This is a genomic window from Streptomyces sp. XY006, from assembly GCF_002237655.1.
Classification (GTDB): domain Bacteria; phylum Actinomycetota; class Actinomycetes; order Streptomycetales; family Streptomycetaceae; genus Streptomyces; species Streptomyces levis.
In genome coordinates this window covers 102,056-120,124 of sequence record NZ_NOKT01000023.1, presented here as the reverse complement: position 1 = coordinate 120,124, position 18,069 = coordinate 102,056, and the positions used below count along the sequence as shown (strand labels likewise).

General features: G+C 70.2%; 13 protein-coding genes and 1 pseudogene. 13 read left to right on the top strand and 1 reads right to left on the bottom strand.

What is annotated here, in order from left to right; translation table 11 throughout:
* Window positions 1–108: 108 nt before the first annotated feature.
* From CHR28_RS37865 to CHR28_RS25720, 10 genes and pseudogenes are all read left to right on the top strand, one after another.
* Window positions 109–246, top strand: a complete 138-nt coding sequence (locus tag CHR28_RS37865) for a hypothetical protein (RefSeq protein ID WP_179272558.1) — start codon at window positions 109–111, stop codon at window positions 244–246.
* Window positions 243–332 (top strand): K(+)-transporting ATPase subunit F, encoded by a 90-nt coding sequence (kdpF, locus tag CHR28_RS25760; protein WP_037672136.1) that lies wholly within the window; start codon window positions 243–245, stop codon window positions 330–332. Before CHR28_RS37865 ends, kdpF begins: the two co-directional genes overlap by 4 nt.
* A gap of 8 nt (window positions 333–340) precedes the next feature.
* Entirely contained in the window at window positions 341–2,002 is a 1,662-nt protein-coding gene (kdpA, locus tag CHR28_RS25755; protein WP_094056065.1) for a potassium-transporting ATPase subunit KdpA, read from the top strand.
* Window positions 2,002–4,125, top strand: coding sequence for a potassium-transporting ATPase subunit KdpB (gene kdpB / locus CHR28_RS25750; protein WP_179272557.1), 2,124 nt, complete (start codon window positions 2,002–2,004; stop codon window positions 4,123–4,125). Before kdpA ends, kdpB begins: the two co-directional genes overlap by 1 nt.
* Before the next feature lie 5 nt (window positions 4,126–4,130).
* Complete coding sequence (locus CHR28_RS25745) at window positions 4,131–4,799, top strand: potassium-transporting ATPase subunit C (protein WP_094056064.1); 669 nt, start codon at window positions 4,131–4,133, stop codon at window positions 4,797–4,799.
* A 126-nt stretch (window positions 4,800–4,925) separates the two neighbouring features.
* Entirely contained in the window at window positions 4,926–5,609 is a 684-nt protein-coding gene (locus CHR28_RS25740) for a response regulator (protein WP_094056063.1), read from the top strand.
* Between the two features lie 13 nt (window positions 5,610–5,622).
* Window positions 5,623–8,163 carry a sensor histidine kinase gene (locus tag CHR28_RS25735; RefSeq protein ID WP_094056062.1) on the top strand — a complete coding sequence of 847 codons (2,541 nt, stop codon included), beginning with the start codon at window positions 5,623–5,625 and terminating at the stop codon, window positions 8,161–8,163.
* A 24-nt stretch (window positions 8,164–8,187) separates the two neighbouring features.
* Window positions 8,188–8,555, top strand: a pseudogene (locus CHR28_RS25730) (diaminopimelate decarboxylase); the annotation flags it as partial.
* Window positions 8,556–8,744: 189 nt separating this feature from the next.
* Window positions 8,745–9,095 (top strand): STAS domain-containing protein, encoded by a 351-nt coding sequence (locus tag CHR28_RS25725; protein WP_094056061.1) that lies wholly within the window; start codon window positions 8,745–8,747, stop codon window positions 9,093–9,095.
* An 838-nt stretch (window positions 9,096–9,933) separates the two neighbouring features.
* Complete coding sequence (locus CHR28_RS25720) at window positions 9,934–10,227, top strand: hypothetical protein (protein WP_094056060.1); 294 nt, start codon at window positions 9,934–9,936, stop codon at window positions 10,225–10,227.
* Window positions 10,228–10,856: 629 nt separating this feature from the next.
* Here CHR28_RS25720 and CHR28_RS25710 read toward each other — a convergent pair.
* On the bottom strand, window positions 10,857–13,607 hold the full coding sequence (locus CHR28_RS25710) for a SpoIIE family protein phosphatase (protein ID WP_143655892.1): 2,751 nt from the start codon (window positions 13,605–13,607) through the stop codon (window positions 10,857–10,859).
* Between the two features lie 1,314 nt (window positions 13,608–14,921).
* Here CHR28_RS25710 and CHR28_RS25705 point away from each other — a divergent pair.
* The 3 genes from CHR28_RS25705 to CHR28_RS25695 are packed head-to-tail and all read left to right on the top strand — an operon-like array spanning window position 14,922 to window position 18,025.
* On the top strand, window positions 14,922–16,019 hold the full coding sequence (locus CHR28_RS25705) for an IS110 family transposase (protein WP_256984398.1): 1,098 nt from the start codon (window positions 14,922–14,924) through the stop codon (window positions 16,017–16,019).
* A 32-nt stretch (window positions 16,020–16,051) separates the two neighbouring features.
* A complete protein-coding gene (pcaDC, locus tag CHR28_RS25700; protein WP_094056057.1) occupies window positions 16,052–17,356 on the top strand; it encodes a bifunctional 3-oxoadipate enol-lactonase/4-carboxymuconolactone decarboxylase PcaDC in 1,305 nt (434 codons plus the stop codon).
* 33 nt (window positions 17,357–17,389) lie between these two features.
* Window positions 17,390–18,025, top strand: a complete 636-nt coding sequence (locus tag CHR28_RS25695; protein WP_094056056.1) for an MBL fold metallo-hydrolase — start codon at window positions 17,390–17,392, stop codon at window positions 18,023–18,025.
* Window positions 18,026–18,069 lie beyond the last annotated feature (44 nt).

Sequence of the window (18,069 nt, the reverse complement as noted above, 5' to 3'; positions counted from 1 at the left end):
GCCACGGCGAGCTGCTCACCCGTGCGGACCGGGTGCCGTCAGGGTTCCGTCAAAGTCGTGGGCCCGGCCGTAAGGGAGGCGTCAACGACCGGTCTGATCCGGCCACGGATGCGCTTTCCTCGAATCGTCCGTTTCAACCGAACCTCACTCCAGGAGTTCGCGATGGCCGATCTGGCCTTCGTCGTCACCACGATCGCGGTATTCGCGCTGGTGGCCCTCGTCGCCAAGGGGGTGACCAAGCTGTGACCGCCGAGAACGTCGTCGGCCTCGTCGTGGCCGTCTCCCTTCTGGGATATCTCGTCCTCGCCCTGATCTTCCCGGAGAGGTTCTGAGACAAGAGATGGGCCCCGTACTCGCGGGTGTGCTCCAGCTGCTCGCCCTGATAGCGGCACTGGCGCTCGCCTACAAGCCCCTCGGCACCTACATGGCCAAGGTCTACACCTCCGACAAGCACTGGCGTGTCGAGAAGTGGATCTACAAGGGCATCGGTGCCGACCCCGACACACAGATGCGCTGGCCCGCGTACCTGCGCGGCGTGCTTGCCTTCTCCGCCGTCGGCGTCCTGTTCCTCTACCTGCTCCAGCGCCTGCAGGGCCACCTGCCGGGCTCGCTGGGCTTCGCCGCGATCGACCCGGACCAGGCGTTCAACACGGCCGCGTCGTTCGTGAGCAACACCAACTGGCAGTCCTACTACGGCGAGCAGGCCATGGGCCACGTCGTGCAGACGGCCGGTCTCGCCGTGCAGAACTTCGTCTCGGCCGCCGTCGGCATCGCCGTCGCCGTGGCGCTCGTCCGTGGGTTCGCCCGCTCCCGTACCGGTGAGCTGGGCAACTTCTGGTCCGACCTGGTGCGCGGTGTCGTCCGTATCCTCGTCCCGCTCGCCGTCGTCGGCGCGCTCGTGCTGGTCGCCTGCGGCGTGATCCAGAACTTCTCCGGCATCCACGAGGTCGGCCAGTTCATGGGGGGCACCCAGCAGTGGAACGGCGGCGCGGTCGCCTCGCAGGAGGTCATCAAGGAGCTGGGCACCAACGGCGGCGGCTACTTCAACGCCAACAGTGCCCACCCCTTCGAGAACCCCACCCCCTTCACCAACCTGTTCGAGATCTTCCTGATCCTGCTGATCCCGTTCTCGATCACCCGGACCTTCGGCATCATGGTCGGCTCGGTCAAGCAGGGCTACGCGATCCTCGCCACCATGGCCACGATCTGGGTCGGCTTCGTCTCGCTGATGATGTGGACCGAGTTCGCCCACCACGGCCCGGCCTTCGAACTGGCAAACGGTGCGATGGAGGGCAAGGAGGTCCGTTTCGGGATCGGCGGTTCGTCGATCTTTGCGGTGTCGACCACGCTGACCTCGACCGGCGCGGTGGACTCCTTCCACTCCTCCCTCACCGGCCTCGGCGGCGGCATCACCATGCTCGGCATGATGCTGGGCGAGATCGCGCCGGGCGGTGTCGGCTCCGGCCTCTACGGCATGCTGGTCATGGCGATCATCGCGGTGTTCATCGCCGGTCTGATGGTCGGCCGCACACCGGAGTACCTGGGCAAGAAGATCGGCTCCCGCGAGATCAAGCTGGCCGCCTGCTACATCCTGATCACCCCGGCCCTCGTGCTCGTCTTCACCGCCTTCGCGATGGCGCTGCCGACCCCGGCGAACTCCATGACCAACAGCGGTGCGCACGGCTTCTCCGAGATCCTCTACGCCTACACGTCCGGCGCCAACAACAACGGCTCGGCCTTCGCCGGCCTGAACGCGGACACGCAGTGGTTCAACACCACGATCGGCCTGGCGATGCTGCTGGGCCGGTTCCTGCCGATGGTGTTCGTACTGGCGCTGGCCGGCTCGCTCGCCGAGCAGCAGCCGGTCCCGGCGACCGCGGGCACCCTGCGCACCGACAAGCCGCTGTACACCGGGCTGCTGGCCGGCACGATCATCATCGTCACCGGTCTGACGTACTTCCCCGCGCTCGCGCTGGGGCCGCTGGCCGAAGGGCTGGCGTGATGACCACCGACGTAAAGAAGCAGGACTCCATGTCCACTCCCACCCTCGCGCCCCACCAGGACGCACCCACCGGCCACAAGGCTCCAGAGGGCCGCGTGGGCGCGGGCCTCTTCGACCCGAAGCAGCTGGTCAAGCCGCTGCCGGACGCCTTCCGCAAGCTCGATCCGAGGGTGATGGTCAAGTCGCCCGTGATGTTCGTGGTGTGGATCGGGTCCGTGCTGACCACGGCCTTCTCGTTCACGGACCCGGGTGACTGGTTCGGCTGGACCATCAGCGCCTGGCTGTGGCTGACGGTGATCTTCGCCAACCTGGCGGAGGCCGTCGCCGAGGGCCGGGGCAAGGCCCAGGCCGACACGCTGCGCAAGGCCAAGACCGACACGGTGGCGCGCAGGCTCAGTGGTAGCGCCGAGGAGCGCGTACCCGGCACCGAGCTGAGGATGGGCGATCTGGTCGTCTGCGAGGCCGGCGACGTCATCCCCGGCGACGGAGACGTCGTCGAGGGCGTGGCCTCGGTCGACGAGTCGGCGATCACCGGAGAGTCCGCGCCCGTGATCCGGGAGTCCGGCGGCGACCGTTCGGCCGTCACGGGCGGCACGAAGGTCCTGTCCGACCGCGTGGTCATCAAGATCACGACGAGGCCCGGTGAGACCTTCATCGACCGGATGATCAACCTGGTCGAGGGCGCCGCCCGGCAGAAGACGCCGAACGAGATCGCGCTCAACATCCTCCTGGCCTCGCTCACCATCGTCTTCCTCCTGGCCTGCGCCACGCTGCCCCCGCTGGCGGACTACGCGGGCACCCACCTGACGATGGTCGTGCTGGTCGCTCTGCTGGTCTGCCTGATTCCGACCACCATCGGCGCCCTGCTCTCCGCGATCGGCATCGCCGGCATGGACCGGCTCGTCCAGCGCAACGTCCTCGCCATGTCCGGGCGGGCGGTCGAGGCCGCCGGCGACGTCTCCACCCTGCTGCTGGACAAGACCGGCACGATCACGCTGGGCAACCGGCAGGCCGCCGAGTTCGTGCCCGTGCGCGGTACGACCGAGGCCCAGGTCGCCGACGCGGCGCAGCTGTCGTCGCTGGCCGACGAGACACCCGAAGGACGCTCCGTCGTCGTCCTCGCCAAGGAGAAGTACGGCCTGCGCGAGCGCCACCAGGGCGAGCTGGTGGGCGCCGAGTGGATCGCCTTCACCGCCCAGACCCGGATGTCGGGTGTGGACGTCGACGGGCGCAGGATCCGCAAGGGCGCCGCCGGTTCCGTCATCGCCTGGGTCCAGGAGCAGGGCGGCACCATCGCCGAGGACGCCGACGAGATCGCCAACCGCATCTCCGAGGCGGGCGGTACACCGCTGCTGGTAGCGGTCGAGGACGCGCGCGGGGCCCGTGTCCTGGGCGTCGTCCACCTCAAGGACGTCGTCAAGCACGGCATGCGGGAGCGCTTCGAAGAACTGCGCCGCATGGGCATCAAGACCGTCATGATCACCGGTGACAACCCGCTGACGGCCAAGGCGATCGCCGAGGAGGCCGGCGTCGACGACTTCCTCGCCGAGGCCACCCCCGAGGACAAGATGGCGCTCATCAAGCGCGAGCAGGCCGGCGGCAAGCTGGTCGCGATGACCGGCGACGGCACCAACGACGCCCCCGCGCTGGCCCAGGCGGACGTCGGTGTCGCGATGAACACCGGCACGTCGGCCGCCAAGGAGGCCGGGAACATGGTGGACCTGGACTCGAACCCGACGAAGCTCATCGAGATCGTGGAGATCGGCAAGCAACTCCTCATCACCCGGGGCGCGTTGACGACGTTCTCCATCGCCAACGACGTCGCCAAGTACTTCGCGATCATCCCCGCGCTTTTCGCGGCCGTCTACCCGGGCCTGGACAAGCTCAACATCATGGGCCTGTCCTCACCGGACTCCGCGATCCTGTCCGCGGTGATCTTCAACGCCCTCGTCATCATCGCCCTGGTACCGCTGTCCCTGAAGGGCGTGCAGTATCGGCCGGTCAGTGCCGACAAGCTGCTGCGGCGCAACCTGACGATCTACGGCCTGGGCGGCCTGGTCGCCCCCTTCATCGGCATCAAGATCATCGACCTGCTCATCTCCCTCATCCCCGGGATCGGCTGACCGCCATGAACAACTCCGTCACGAACACCGCCCGGCTGCTCGGGGCGGGCCTGCGCGCCCTCCTCGTGCTGACCCTGGTGACCGGTGTCCTCTACCCGCTGGTCGTCACCGGCATCGCGCAGGGGCTGTTCCACGACCAGGCGAACGGCTCCGAGATCAAGGCGGACGGCAAGGTCGTCGGCTCCTCCCTGATCGGCCAGGCGTACAACCTGCCGCTGAAGGAGGGCCAGGAGACCCCGGCACCGGACCTGAAGTGGTTCCAGGGCCGCCCCGCCAACGGACTCGGCACCAACAGCGTCAACCCCCAGTACGAGCTCATCCTGTCCGGCGCGACCAACCGCTCCGGTGACAACGCAGAGCTCATCCGGTGGGTGAAGGATGCCAAGGCGGCCGTCGTCAAGGACAACTCCACCGGCACCTACAGGGTGAGGCCGTCCCAGGTCCCCGCCGACGCGGTCACCTCCTCCGGTTCCGGCCTGGACCCGGACATCTCCCCGCAGTACGCGGACCTCCAGGTCCACCGGGTCGCCGAGAAGAACGGCCTGTCCGCCGGCGAGGTGCGGAAGCTCGTCGACGAGCACACCGAGGGCCGCTCCCTCGGCTTCATGGGCGAGCCGCGCGTGAACGTCCTGGAGCTCAATGTCGCCCTCAAGGAACTCGCGGCGAAGAGTTGATGGCGTTACGCGATGTCCTCGGCAGCCGGTGGGTCCCCGGTCCCGCCGGCTGCCGCAGCCGCCACGTCGGGCGGCCCGCTTCCGGGCGTGCACGGCACGACGTACGACAGGGAGAGGCAGACACCCATGACCCGGGTGCTGGTGGTCGAGGACGATCCGCAACTGGTGCGGGCTCTCGTCCTGAACTTGCAGGCACGTCACTACGGCGTGGACGCCGCGCCGGACGGTGTCACGGCCCTGCGGCTGGCCGCCGCACGCCAGCCCGACGTGGTGCTGCTCGACCTCGGCCTGCCCGACATGGACGGTGTGGACATCATCAGGGGCCTGCGCGGCTGGAGCCGGGTGCCGATCCTGGTCCTGTCCGCCCGCCAGGGGTCCGACGAGAAGGTGGCCGCGCTGGACGCCGGTGCCGACGACTACGTCACCAAGCCGTTCAGCATGAACGAACTGCTGGCCCGGCTGCGGGCCGCGGTCCGCCGGACCGAGGACACTCCTGCCGACCCGGCGGCGGCACTCGTCGAGACCGAGGACTTCACCCTCGACCTGGCGGCCAAGAGGGCGGTGCGCGACGGGCAAGACGTGCGGCTGACGCCCACCGAGTGGCACCTGCTGGAGATCCTGGTGACCAGCCCGGGCCGGCTGATCACACAGAAGCACCTGCTGAACGAGGTCTGGGGCGTCTCACAGAGCAGCAAGACCAACTACCTGCGGGTCTACATGGCCCAGCTGCGGCGCAAACTGGAGAGGGACCCCTCCCACCCCCGCTACCTGATCACCGAGCCCGGCATGGGCTACCGCTTCGAAGGCTGAACCGAGGAACGACATGGCACGCGGCACGCTCCGGATCTACCTCGGCGCGGCACCCGGCGTCGGCAAGACGTACGCGATGCTGTCGGAGGCCCACCGTCGCGTCGAACGGGGCACCGACTGCGTGGTCGCCTTCGTGGAGCACCACCACCGGCCGCGCACCGAGGTGATGCTCCACGGCCTCGAACAACTCCCCCGCCGGGAGCTCGCATACCGGGGCGGTATCTTCACCGAGATGGACGTGGACGCCGTCCTGCGCCGTGCCCCCAAGATCGCCCTCGTCGACGAGCTCGCCCACACCAACGTGCCGGGCTCCCGGAACACCAAGCGCTGGCAGGACGTCGAGGAACTCCTCGCCGCGGGCATCGACGTCATATCCACCGTCAACATCCAGCACCTGGAGTCCCTCGGCGACGTGGTCGAGTCGATCACCGGGGTGCGCCAGCGTGAGACCGTCCCGGACGAGGTCGTACGGCGGGCGGACCAGATAGAGCTGGTGGACATGTCCCCGCAGGCGCTGCGCCGACGCATGGCGCACGGCAACATCTACAAGCCGGACAAGGTCGACGCGGCGCTGTCCAACTACTTCCGGCCCGGCAACCTCACCGCCCTGCGCGAACTGGCTCTGCTCTGGGTCGCCGACCGGGTCGACGCCTACCTGACCGAGTACCGCAGCGAGCACCGGGTTTCCGCCATCTGGGGCTCACGGGAGCGGATCGTCGTCGGCCTCACCGGCGGCCCGGAGGGCCGCACCCTGCTCCGGCGGGCCGCGCGGCTGGCCGAGAAGGGCGCCGGCGGGGAGGTCATGGCTGTGTACATCTCCCGCAGTGACGGCCTCACCGCCGCGTCCCCGAAGGAGCTGGCTCTCCAGCGAACCCTGGTCGAGGACCTCGGCGGCACCTTCCACCACGTCGTCGGCGACGACATCCCCGCAGCCTTGCTCGACTTCGCCCGGGGGGTGAACGCCACTCAGATCGTCCTCGGCGTGTCCCGGCGAAGAAGCTGGCAGTACGTCTTCGGCCCGGGGGTCGGCGCCACGGTCGCCCGTGAGTCCGGCCCCGACCTCGACGTCCACCTCATCACGCACGCCGAGGCCGGAAAGGGCCGCGGACTGCCGGTGGCGCGCGGTGCACGCCTGGGGCGCACCCGTGTGATCGGCGGCTGGCTGGCCGGCGTGCTCGGCCCCCTCATGCTCACCTGGCTCCTGAGCAGCGCCGTGCCGGACGTCGGCCTCGCCAACGACATGCTGCTGTTCCTGAGCCTGACCGTGGCGGCGGCGCTGCTGGGCGGACTCCTGCCGGCGCTGGCCTCCGCCGCGGCCGGATCACTGCTGCTGAACTGGTTCTTCACACCGCCGGTGCACACCCTCACCATCGCCGCCCCGCAGAACATCGTCGCCATCGTGGTCTTCGTCGGCGTGGCCGTGGCGGTGGCCTCGGTGGTGGACCTGGCGGCCCGCCGCACCCACCAGGCGGCCCGGCTGCGCGCCGAGTCGGAGATCCTGTCCTTCCTCGCGGGGAACGTGCTGCGCGGTGAAACCGGGCTGGAGGAGCTGCTGGAACGAGTCCGCGAGACCTTCGGTATGGAGTCCGTGGCGCTGCTGGAGCGGATCGGTGAGAAAGCTCCCTGGACCTGCGCCGGCAGCGTGGGGCCCCGGCCCGCCGCGACCCCGGACGAGGCGGACGTCGACGTCCCCGTCGGCGACCACATGGCGCTCTCCCTGCGCGGCCGGGTGCTGCCGGCCGCCGACCGGCGGGTCCTGGCCGCGTTCGCCGCCCAGGCCGCCGTCGTCCTGGACCGCCAGCGCCTCAAGGGTGAGGCGGACCGGGCGGAGGAACTGGCCGAGGGCAACCGCATCCGGACCGCACTGCTCGCCGCCGTCAGCCACGACCTGCGCACCCCGCTCGCCGGCATCAAGGCGGCCGTGACATCCCTGCGCTCCGACGACGTCGAGTGGTCCGAGGAGGACGAGGCGGAACTGCTGGCGGCCATCGAGGAAGGCGCCGACCGGCTCGACCAACTGGTGGGCAACCTGCTCGACATGTCCCGCCTGCAGACCGGCACGGTCACACCCGTTCTCCGTGAGACCGACCTGGACGAGGTCGTCCCCATGGCGCTCGGCGGGGTCCCGGAGGACAGCGTGGAGCTGGACATCCCGGAGACGCTGCCCATGGTCCACGTCGACCGGGGACTCCTGGAGAGGGCCGTCGCCAACGTCGTCGAGAACGCCGTCAAGCACAGCCCACCGGGGGAGAAGGTCCTGGTCTCCGCCAGCGTCCTCGGCGACCGGGTCGAACTGCGGATCGTCGACCGCGGCCCCGGGGTCCCCGACGAGGCCAAGGAACGCATCTTCGAACCGTTCCAGCGCTACGGCGACGCGCCTCGCGGCGTGGGCGTCGGCCTCGGCCTCGCCGTCGCACGCGGCTTCACCGAGGCCGTCCGCGGCACCGTGCACGCCGAGGACACCCCCGGTGGCGGCCTCACCATGGTGATCAGCGTCCCGATGGCCCCCGAGCGGCTCGACCAGCCGGCGGTTCCGGCCGTGGCCGAGCCTTGAGAGCCTGCGATCCGGCAGTGAGTCCCCGCCGGCCCGGCCGTCTGGCCCGCCTCCACCACCCGATTCACCGCGAGGGCACCTCGCGGTGGGCGGCGTCCCGCTCGCCGAGATCGCCGACCACTTCGGCACCCCCGTCTGCGTCCTCGACGAGGCCGAGGTCCGCGACCGCTGCCGCGCCTGCTGAGACGCCTTCCCCGACGCCGAGACCCTGTACGCGGCGACTGGACGACCGAGGAGGGCCTCGGCCTGGACGTCTGCTCCGCCGGTGAACAGGAACTGGTCGTCACCACCGGCTTCCCGCCGGACCGGTCGTGCTGCACGGCAACGCCAAGTCCCCGCGCGACCTGGACACCGCCCTGCGCCTGGGCGTCGGCCGGATCGTCATCGACAGTCTCCATGGCCTCCGGCCACAACCTCGTCGGCCGCCCACCGGTCGTGGCCGTGCGTGAGGGCATCGCGCGCCTCCTCGTCCGCCGGGAGCCACTGGACGACATCCGCAGCCGCGACGTGGGTATCCGGGGCAGGGTCCGTCGAGGCCGGGCCGGGCCTCTTCCTCCCGCCGCGGGCTGGAGGCACCGGACATGGCGAATCGGGCGGGGGACCGGGTGACCGGCCGTGTGGAGCGTGGGGTCTTCGCGGTCGAGGTGGTGGGTGACATCGACAGCGACAACGGCGACTCCTTCGCGTCGCTGTGGGGGGACGAAGCCGGTGCTCTGGGGCTGGAGGTGACCGTGGTCGACCTGTCCCGCGCGGGCTTCGGTGACAGCGGTCTGCTCAACGCCCTCCTGAACGGCCGTGCCCGGCATCTGCGGGAAGGCCGCTCGTTCGTGGTGGCAGGACCGTCGTTGCAGACTGCGGCCAGGCTCTTCTCCATCACGGGAACGCGGGAGTACTTCGATGTCGCCGAGTCGCTGGACCATGCTCTGCAGTGACCGCACAGCCGTGCCGGGCGGAACCGCGCCGTCGCCCGCCCCCGCACCACGGACCTGATGCCTCACGTACGTGCCTCCGCCGCAGGGACGAGTCCGTGGCACTCGGGCCGCTCCGTGCCCGTGATCGTCACCGCCTCGTTCCCCGACGCTGCCACGGGCCGACCGAACACCTCGCCGGTATTCGAGCACGACCACCACATCGGCGCCCGTCATGCGCGGCCGCTGCGAGACCCGCTCCAGGGGCTGCCTGGCCCGCGGCACCGAGATCTGCGACCCACATACTCCGAGTGTGATCCCGGAGGTGACCACCGTGGGCGACAGGCACGACACAAGGTCGTGACCAGCACCCCGGCTTGGTTCATCCCGGTCACCGGAACCTTTCGCCTAGGGAGTACTCCGTCGACGCCCGGGCCGCCGCTTCGGCGCGCTCAGCAGGCAGGTGGCCCGGCAGCACGGCCGGGTGCCGGCCTGGTCGGACAGACCCGGGCCAGGAGCACCCGTCCATGCCGCAAGGGACCGTCTCCCACCGTCACCACCGAGGGGAGGCGAAGGAGGTCACCTGCCGGCACGGCAATCGTGAGCCGGTGGTGCCAGCACTGTCTCACCCCGCGCCCTGCCTCGACGCCACACGCACCACCGGCGGCTGCCGGCCTGTCGTGCAACCCCGCGGCTGAGGCAGCTCCGGACGTCCGCCGGGGCGGCATCGCTGGTCTCCTGTCGGCCTGGCACGATGGATTTTATGGAGTTGATGCCGATTCCATGTCCTGCTGAGTCAATCCCTGACGTTTCCCAGGCGGACGTCTATCGGGCTCTGTGCGAGCAGTGCCGGCAGCAGGGCGTGGTGTTCGTCGGGCTCGAATGTCAGGCCCAGCTGTGGACGATCAAGGCCGACACGCTCACCGCCGACTCGTCCTTCTCCCTCGACGATCACATCGGTGAGGGAATCCGCAGGGTCGTGGCCGAGCTGGTGCGCTCCCGCGAGATCCGCCCCGACTCGCTCGCCGGGCCCGTGTACTACGCGTGGTACGACCTGCACTTCGAACCCAGGAGCCGGGAACTGGCGGCCGGTCTCCACGCGGCCCTGTACGGCGATCTGGGGCCCCTGACCCGTGCCGTGCCCCAGGCACTGTGACCGGCACGTCTCCGCACCGCCGCTTCACGGGTCCGGTACACCCGCCGCGGGCTGTCTCCGACCGCCCCGAGCACCACCTACCGGCCAGTGGGCATCGCCGACCGACTGTGCGGACTGCCGCGCCGGAGGGGCTGCCGGCAGGGAGACCACCGCTCGTCCCGCCGAGGCGGAGGCTCCACTGTGCCGCCGCACCTGCGCATCCGTGGACCCCTCGGGACCGGACCCTGCGTCGGCGTGGCTCGATTCACGAGTACGGCATCCGGCTTACTCCGCTCGACCGGCCCGTCGGCGCCGCCAGGCCGGCGCCGGTGCCCTGACCGCCAGAGCGAAGGGGACGGCCGCGATGATCAGATGCCGCACCGTCCGGCCCTGCGCGAACGTGTGGCGCCCTCAGACCGCGCCGCCGACGGCGACACAGACGCCCCTGGGCCCACGCTCGCAGCCGCCCTCGACGTCCCCCAGGAAACAGGCCGCGGCCGCCATGACGACGGGGACCAGCGGGATCTGCCACCCCCACGACCAGTTCTCCTCATCCAGCGACCACCTGCGCGACGAACGCCCGCCCTTCATTCCGCCCCGTGTCGCTGACCGCCGCGCTCACAGGGCGCGGCCCCAGCCGGCCATGCCTCTCACTGGCTGTCGATGCCGCCTGGCCTGGGCAGGATGCACCAGACCGACTTCCCCTGGCTGTGGGTTCGGGTGCCCCAGCTGGTCGAGAGGGCGTCGACGAGCTGGAGCCCGCGGCCGTTCTCGTCGGTGGGAGCGGCCCGGCGGGGCACGGGCGGCGTTGCGCTGCGGTCGGCGAGTTCGACTGTGAGGGCGGTAGCGGTGAGGTGGAGGGCCAGCGAGAGTTCGCCGTCGCCGTGCCGGAGTGCGTTGGTGACGAGTTCGGTCACGACGAGTGCGGCTGTCTCGGTGAGCTGCCGGGGCACCTGCCAGTCGTGAAGGGCGTGGGTGGTGAAGTGGCGGGCACGCGGTGCTGAGCGCGGATCCGGGGGCAGGCGCACGCCGGTGGTGCGGGCCCCTGGGAGTCGCAGGGCGAGCAGGGTCACGTCGTCGTCGTGCTGTTCGGGCTGGGGGATGAGGGTGCGCACGACGAGATCAGCGGTCTGTTCCAGGGCGCCAAGGGTGTGGTCCGCTTCGGTCAGGCCGGCGTGGAGGGTGTCGGCAAGCAACGCGAGGCGGGCGTCGAGGTCCGCTGCCGGTTCTTCGACGAGGCCATCGGTGTAGAGCAGGAGGGTGCCTCCGGGGGGCAGGGTATGCATCGTCTGGCGGTGGGGAATGCCGCCGACACCCAGGGGGACGCTGATGGGGGCTTCGAGCTGTCGCGGTCTGCGCCCGGGCTCGGCGGCGAGTACGGGCAGATGGCCCGCGCTGCACAGGGTGAGTTGCCCCTGATGCGGGTCCAGGACGAGGAAGCAGCAGGTGACGAGCTGGTCGGGTAGTTCGCAGACGAAGGCGTCGAGGTGGTGCATCAGCCGCTCCGGTTCCATGTCGGCCTTGGCCAGGGCGTGAGTGGCGGCCCTGAGCTGGCCCATGATGGCCGCGGCCTCGATGCCCCGGCCCATGACGTCTCCGATGACGATGCCTGTGCGGTCCTTCTCCAGAGGAATGACGTCGAACCAGTCGCCGCCGACGCCGGTGTCCTGCGCGGAGGGCAGGTAGCGGCGCGCGGTGTGCAGATGGGGCAGGTGGGGCGGGTCGCCCATGAGGCTGCTCTGAAGGGTGTAGGCGACATGCTGCAAGTCGTGGTAGCGCTCGTCGAGTTCGGCTTCGAGACGTCTGCGCCGACTGATGTCGCGGACCGAGAGGCTCATGAGTCGTCCGGCTTCGCCGTTGAGCGTGCCGATGCTCACCTCCACCGGGAAGACGCGTCCTTCAGCGTGCCTGGCCCACACGTCCTTGTCGAAGGTCGCCGGACGGCCCTCGCCCAGCTGTCGGTAGGCCCGTCGGAGCGTGGACAGTCGCACGCGGTGCGAAGCGGGCGCCAGTTGCTCGACCGGGCTGCCGAGGAGGTAGCCGCGCGGTATGCCGAAGAGCCGTTCGGCCTGGGCGTTGGCCATGGCGACGATGCCCTCGCTGTCGGTGATCAGGACGGCGTCGGGCGCGGATTCCAGCAGGTCGCGAAAGCGCTGGTGGGCGCGTTCGGCCTGCTGCCGTGCGGCGGTTCTGGCCGTCTCGTCGACGGAGATCCCGCAGACCGCGTGAGGCCGGCCGTTCTGATCGGGCAAGGGGAAGAGCGTGGTGGAGTAGACGAGCGACCGGTCGTCGAGGGTGAAGTGGTCCACTTTGTGCAGGGCCGACCCCCGGGACAGCGTTTCCGCGTCTGCCGCGCGGGCGGCGTCTGCGAAGTGCGCGGGGAGGACCTCCTGCGTCAGCCGACCCACGATCGCTTCGCGCCGGCACCCCAGCGACCGCGCGAACTCGGCGTTCGCGGCTGTGTAGCGCCCTTCGAGATCCCTGATGAAGACCACAGCCGGTACATGGTCCATGAACTCCTGCAGCCAGCGGACTTCGGCCAGCCGGTGCTGCGCGCGCGTGTGCGCCAGTTCCACTCGGCGGCCGGCTTGTAGCGACAGGAAGCTGGCCGTGAGAAAGACGCACACGTGCCCGGACACGAGAAGGGAGACGCCCAGTCGGGTGCCGTACCAGCCCTGGTCCTGTCCTGCCAGGCGCAGCCAGCCCATCAGTGGTGGCAGGAGGAGGATCGCGGCCGTCATGCGACGGCCGAGCATCCCGGTCGTGCCGGTGTTGCACAGCAGGCCCGCGAACCCCTGCCGTGGGCGGGCGAGGAAGAGGCCGGCGCCCAGCAGGGCCAAGGCGGCCGCGGTGTGCAGTGCCATGCCTACGTAGGCGCCGATCCGGCCCAGCTCCGGCACCCGGTAGGCCAAGCCGTACCAGCGCAGCAGGCCCAGCATGAACACCAGCAGGCCCAGCACCTGCCCGGAGGCGACCAGCGCCTGGCGGCGCAGGCTCAGCAGGAACTGCGCCAACCCGGCCAGGACGAGGGCCAGCGCCGTGTTCGGAGCCATCCGACCCGGTGGAGAGGCGACCTGGGGCAGGTCGTCCATGGTGTCGTCACGAACGAGTAACTCGTCGATGCCGAAGCACCCGCCGCTGACGTACTCCAGAAGGCTCGCGACGCCGATCACGGCACCGGTCAGTGAGGCAACCCGGGCCGTTCTCACACGCCGTGATCCGGGAGACCGGCCCACGAGCAGGGCCAGTCCGATTCCCAACAGGGTGAGCGCGAGTGCGGTGTTCGCCTTGATCCACCCGTCCGGCCCGGGCCAGGCGCCTCGGACCAGGTGGGAGGGGAGAACCCATCCCAGAAGCCCCAGCACCCCGAGGGCGATGGTGAGCCAGGCCAGAGCAGTCACCGCGTGCCGTGTTCTGGTGACGCCGGTGGTGCTGAACGGCAGCCCCGAACGGACCGCCGCGCCCGGTTGTCCAGCTGCCGGAGAGGTCTGCGGGGTGCTTCCAGCCGGTGGGTCGATCATGCCCTCGCTCTTCGTGCTCCGGCACCACCGCCTTGGTCTTCCGTCGTCTCCGCTTACGGGAAGGCGGGTGCCATGACGGACGGCTGAATCTAGGCGAGCGTGGGCATGAGAATGATGCTTTGGCGGATATTGCAAGCTCTGAGTCACTTCGAGGCGGTTCCTGCGCATTGCCCGCGTGTGGCATCGGCCGGCCACGGTGCGCTCTCGGACACGATCTGGGCCAGCCGAACCCCTACGGAGATCCGGATTTCGTGGTCCGGATTCGGGCAACCATGACCAAGGAGGGCGAACGCCGGCCGCGTCCCGCCGTACAGGAGAGCTCCGTGGGAAATCCGAGCAGGCAGCGGGAACTCCCGTCGATGGAGGGGGCCGCCGCTCTCGCGAAGCGCTGCACGCCCTGGTCGTCGAGGATCCCCGACCACGGCGTGGTGTGTGGTGTTGAACTCCTGCCGGCGGCGCCCTACGAGCGGCGATCCCGGCTACGTCAGAACTCATGAGCTCCCCGTTTCCCCGAGTGTTCGACGAAGTGGAGGGGCCCGCCCCCGTCTGCAAGATCTCACCGAGTCCGTCGCGCACGGGCATGCGACCGGCTGTGACCCGTTCGAAGTAGGTCCCGCCATGTCCTCCAGTCCCCCGGGCGCCCGCCCCGAAGCACGGGACCGTCATGACCGACCTCGGCCAGCAGCTGATCGAGACAACGAGAGCGCCGGGCTCGCCGCACCGCGCACCGTCGGTACCCGCTGCAGACCTGTGGAAAGCCGTTCACCGGAAAGAGGACGGGGGAAGCCGCTGACGCGATGGTCGATGAAGTGACGACCGCGCGGCAGGCCAGACGGATGTCCGTCAAAGATGGTCACGAGTGGGCCGGGTTTCTACTCATCTCAGTATGCTCCAGCCGACCTGGGACCTGGTTCGTGCGAAGTTGTCCGGCTGCGGTCGGGACGTGACGATGCCCGGGGAGCGATGGGACAGTTGCGTGATGCCGTCCCGTACGGGGTCTGACTCTTGAGATCTTTGACCGAGGTGTCCAGTCACGGACCTGTCGACTGCCGTTGCGGGATGCTGCCTGCCACCGAGCCACAGGGCGTGTCCCTATAGGGGCCTTGCCGAGTTTCAGGCGCCATCACGGTTCAGACCGCCCGAGCAGGCCGGTGCCATTCACCCAGCACGTCATCACGCGGGAAGGGAACCGCCATGACGACCAGACAGCGCAGCACCTCCTCGAGCACGGATCCGCCTGTTCGGCGCGAGGTCGTCCTGGGTGTGGACACCCACGGCGAGGTTCACGTCGCCGCCGTGGTCTCCCCGCTGGGGGAGGTCATGGGAACCGAGTCCTTTCCGGCAACGGCGGCCGGTTACCGACAACTGCTCGTGTGGGCCCGCAAGCGGGGTGCGGTGCGCCGGGCCGGCGTGGAGGGCACCGGCACCTTCGGCGCGGGCCTGTCCCGTTACCTGCTCGCTCAGCAGATCCAGGTGCTCGAAGTGAACCGGCCCGACCACACGGCCCGCCGTATGCTCGGCAAGTCGGACCCTCTCGATGCGCAGGCCGCAGCGCGAGCCGTGCTCAGCGGTCGCGCCCGGGCCCAGGCCAAATCCGGTGGCGGACCCGTGCACAGCGCCCGGATCCACAAACTCGCCAAGGACTCCGCGGTCAAGGCCCGTACCCAGGCGATCAACCAGCTCAAGGCCGTCTTGGTCATCGCCGACCCCGCCCTGCGGGAGCGGTTGTCGAGCTTGGGCAATGCGGAGCTGTTCCCCATCTGCGCGACCCTCAGCCCACCCGATGGTGGGGGAGACGAGAAGGCGGTGGCCCAGGCCACCCACCTGACGTTGCGCATGCTCGCCGAGCGCATCGAACAGCTCACCGCGCAGATCAATGAGCTGAACCAGCGCCTGACCCGGCTCGTCGAACACCACGCCCCGCAACTGCTCGTACCGGTGGGCATCGGCCCGGACAGCGCCGTCACCCTGCTGATCACCATGGGAGACAACCCCGAGCGACTGAACTCCGAGGCGTCCTTTGCTGCCCTTTGCGGAGTCAGCCCCATCGAGTATTCGTCGGGCCGTCGGAGCACGCGCCGGCTCAACTGCGGCGGCGACCGACGGGCGAACGCGGCCCTGCACCGCATCGTGTTCACCCGCCTGCGCCACGACCCGCGCACCCAGGCGTACTACGAACGCCGCACTCAGGAGGGCAAGACCCGACGCGAGATCATCCGATGCCTCAAGCGATATGCGGCCCGCGAGGTCTTCAACCTGGTCAGACCGGTTTCCCGCGCCCCCGCGTTATAGGGGCGTCCGTGAGACGTGAGAGGGTCTGGGGCGTGAGTGAGACACCCCCGAACACCCTGCAATACCGCTTTGACGGGCCAGAAGACGCTCCGGTCCTGATCCTGGGTCCCTCACTGGGTACCACATGGCACATGTGGGACCGCCAGATCCCCGAGCTGACCAAGCAGTGGCGCGTCTTCCGGTTCGACCTGCCGGGCCACGGCGGCGCGCCCGCGTACCCGGCCGGTTCGGTCACCGACCTCACCACACGGCTGCTGGTCACCCTGGAAGGCCTCGGGGTGCAGCGCTTCGGCTACGCCGGCTGCGCGCTCGGCGGCGCCGTCGGCATCGAGCTGGCCCTGCGCCACCCCGAGCGGCTCGCCTCCCTGGCGCTGATCGCGGCCTCGCCGCGCTTCGGCACGGCCGACGAGTTCCGCCAGCGGGGTGTGATCGTCCGCACCAACGGCCTCGACCCCATGGCCCGGACCGCGCCCGAGCGCTGGTTCACCGGCGGGTTCGCCGCCGCGCAGCCCGCCATCACCGAGTGGGCCGTGCAGATGGTGCGCACCACCGACCCCGGCTGCTACATCGCCGCCTGCGAGGCGCTCGCCTCCTTCGACGTCCGCAGCGAGCTCGGCCGCGTCGGCGTCCCCACCCTGGTCCTCGTCGGCTCGGACGACCAGGTCACCGGGCCCGCCGAGGCCCGCACCCTGGTCGCCGGCATCCCGGACGCCCGCCTCGCCGTCGTCCCCGGGGCCTCGCACCTGGTGCCGGTGGAGCAGCCCGCCGCCGTCACCGACCTGCTCGTGCGGCACTTCTCCACCGCCTGGCAGCCCGTCTTCGAGACCTCCACCGGCCAGACCGCCCTGCCCGCCGCCGCCCTCAAGCCGGTCCTCTCCCCGGCCCCGCAGCAGCCGCCGCAGACCGGCCCCGTCGCCGAGATCGCCCCGGTCGCCGTACCGCAGGGGCAGGGCCGGCCCGACCCGTACGACGCCGGGCTCAAGGTCCGCCGGGAGGTGCTCGGCGACGCCCACGTGGACCGGGCCCTGGCCCAGGCCGACGAGTTCTCGGGGGACTTCCAGGAGTTCGTCACCCGCTACGCCTGGGGCGAGGTCTGGGACCGGCCCGGGCTGGACCGGCGCACCCGCAGCTGCGTCACCCTCACCGCCCTGGTCGCCGGCGGCCACCTGGACGAGCTGGCCTTCCACACCAGAGCCGCCCTGCGTAACGGCCTGACCCCCGGCGAGATCAAGGAAGTGCTGCTCCAGGCGGCCGTCTACTGCGGCGTGCCCGCGGCGAACAGCGCCTTCAAGGTGGCCCAGCAGGTCATCCGCGAGGAGACCACACCCCAGGAGTGAGCCCGCGCAGGAGCGCGGAGGCAGGATGGAATCATGAAGCTCACGAAGAAGTCGCACGCCTGCGTCCGCCTGGAGAAGGACGGCCGGACCCTCGTCCTCGACCCCGGCGGGTTCACCGAGGAGGACGCCGCGCTCGGCGCGGACGCGATCCTCGTCACCCACGAGCACCCCGACCACTTCGACGAGTTCCGGCTGCGCGCCGCGATGGAGGACAACCCGGCCGCCGAGATCTGGACCCTGAAGTCGGTCGCGGAGAAGATCTCCTCCGCCTTTCCCGGCCGCGTCCACACCGTCGGCCACGGCGACACCTTCACCGCCGCGGGCTTCGACGTCCAGGTCCACGGCGAACTCCACGCGGTGATCCACCCGGACATCCCGCGCATCACCAACGTCGGCTACCTCGTCGACGGCGGCAAGGTCTTCCACCCCGGCGACGCCCTCACCGTCCCCGGCCAGCCGGTCGAGACGCTGATGCTTCCCGTGATGGCCCCCTGGAGCAAGATCTCCGAGGTCATCGACTACGTCCGCGAGGTGCGGCCGCGGCGCGCCTACGACATCCACGACGCCCTCCTCACCGACCTGGCCCGCCCCGTCTACGACCGCCAGATCGGGCAGCTCGGCGGCTCGGAACACCTGCGGCTGACCCCGGGGGACTCCGCCGAGGTCTGAGGGCCCGCGGGGACCGGGCCGTGTTGTCACACCCTCCGGGTAGG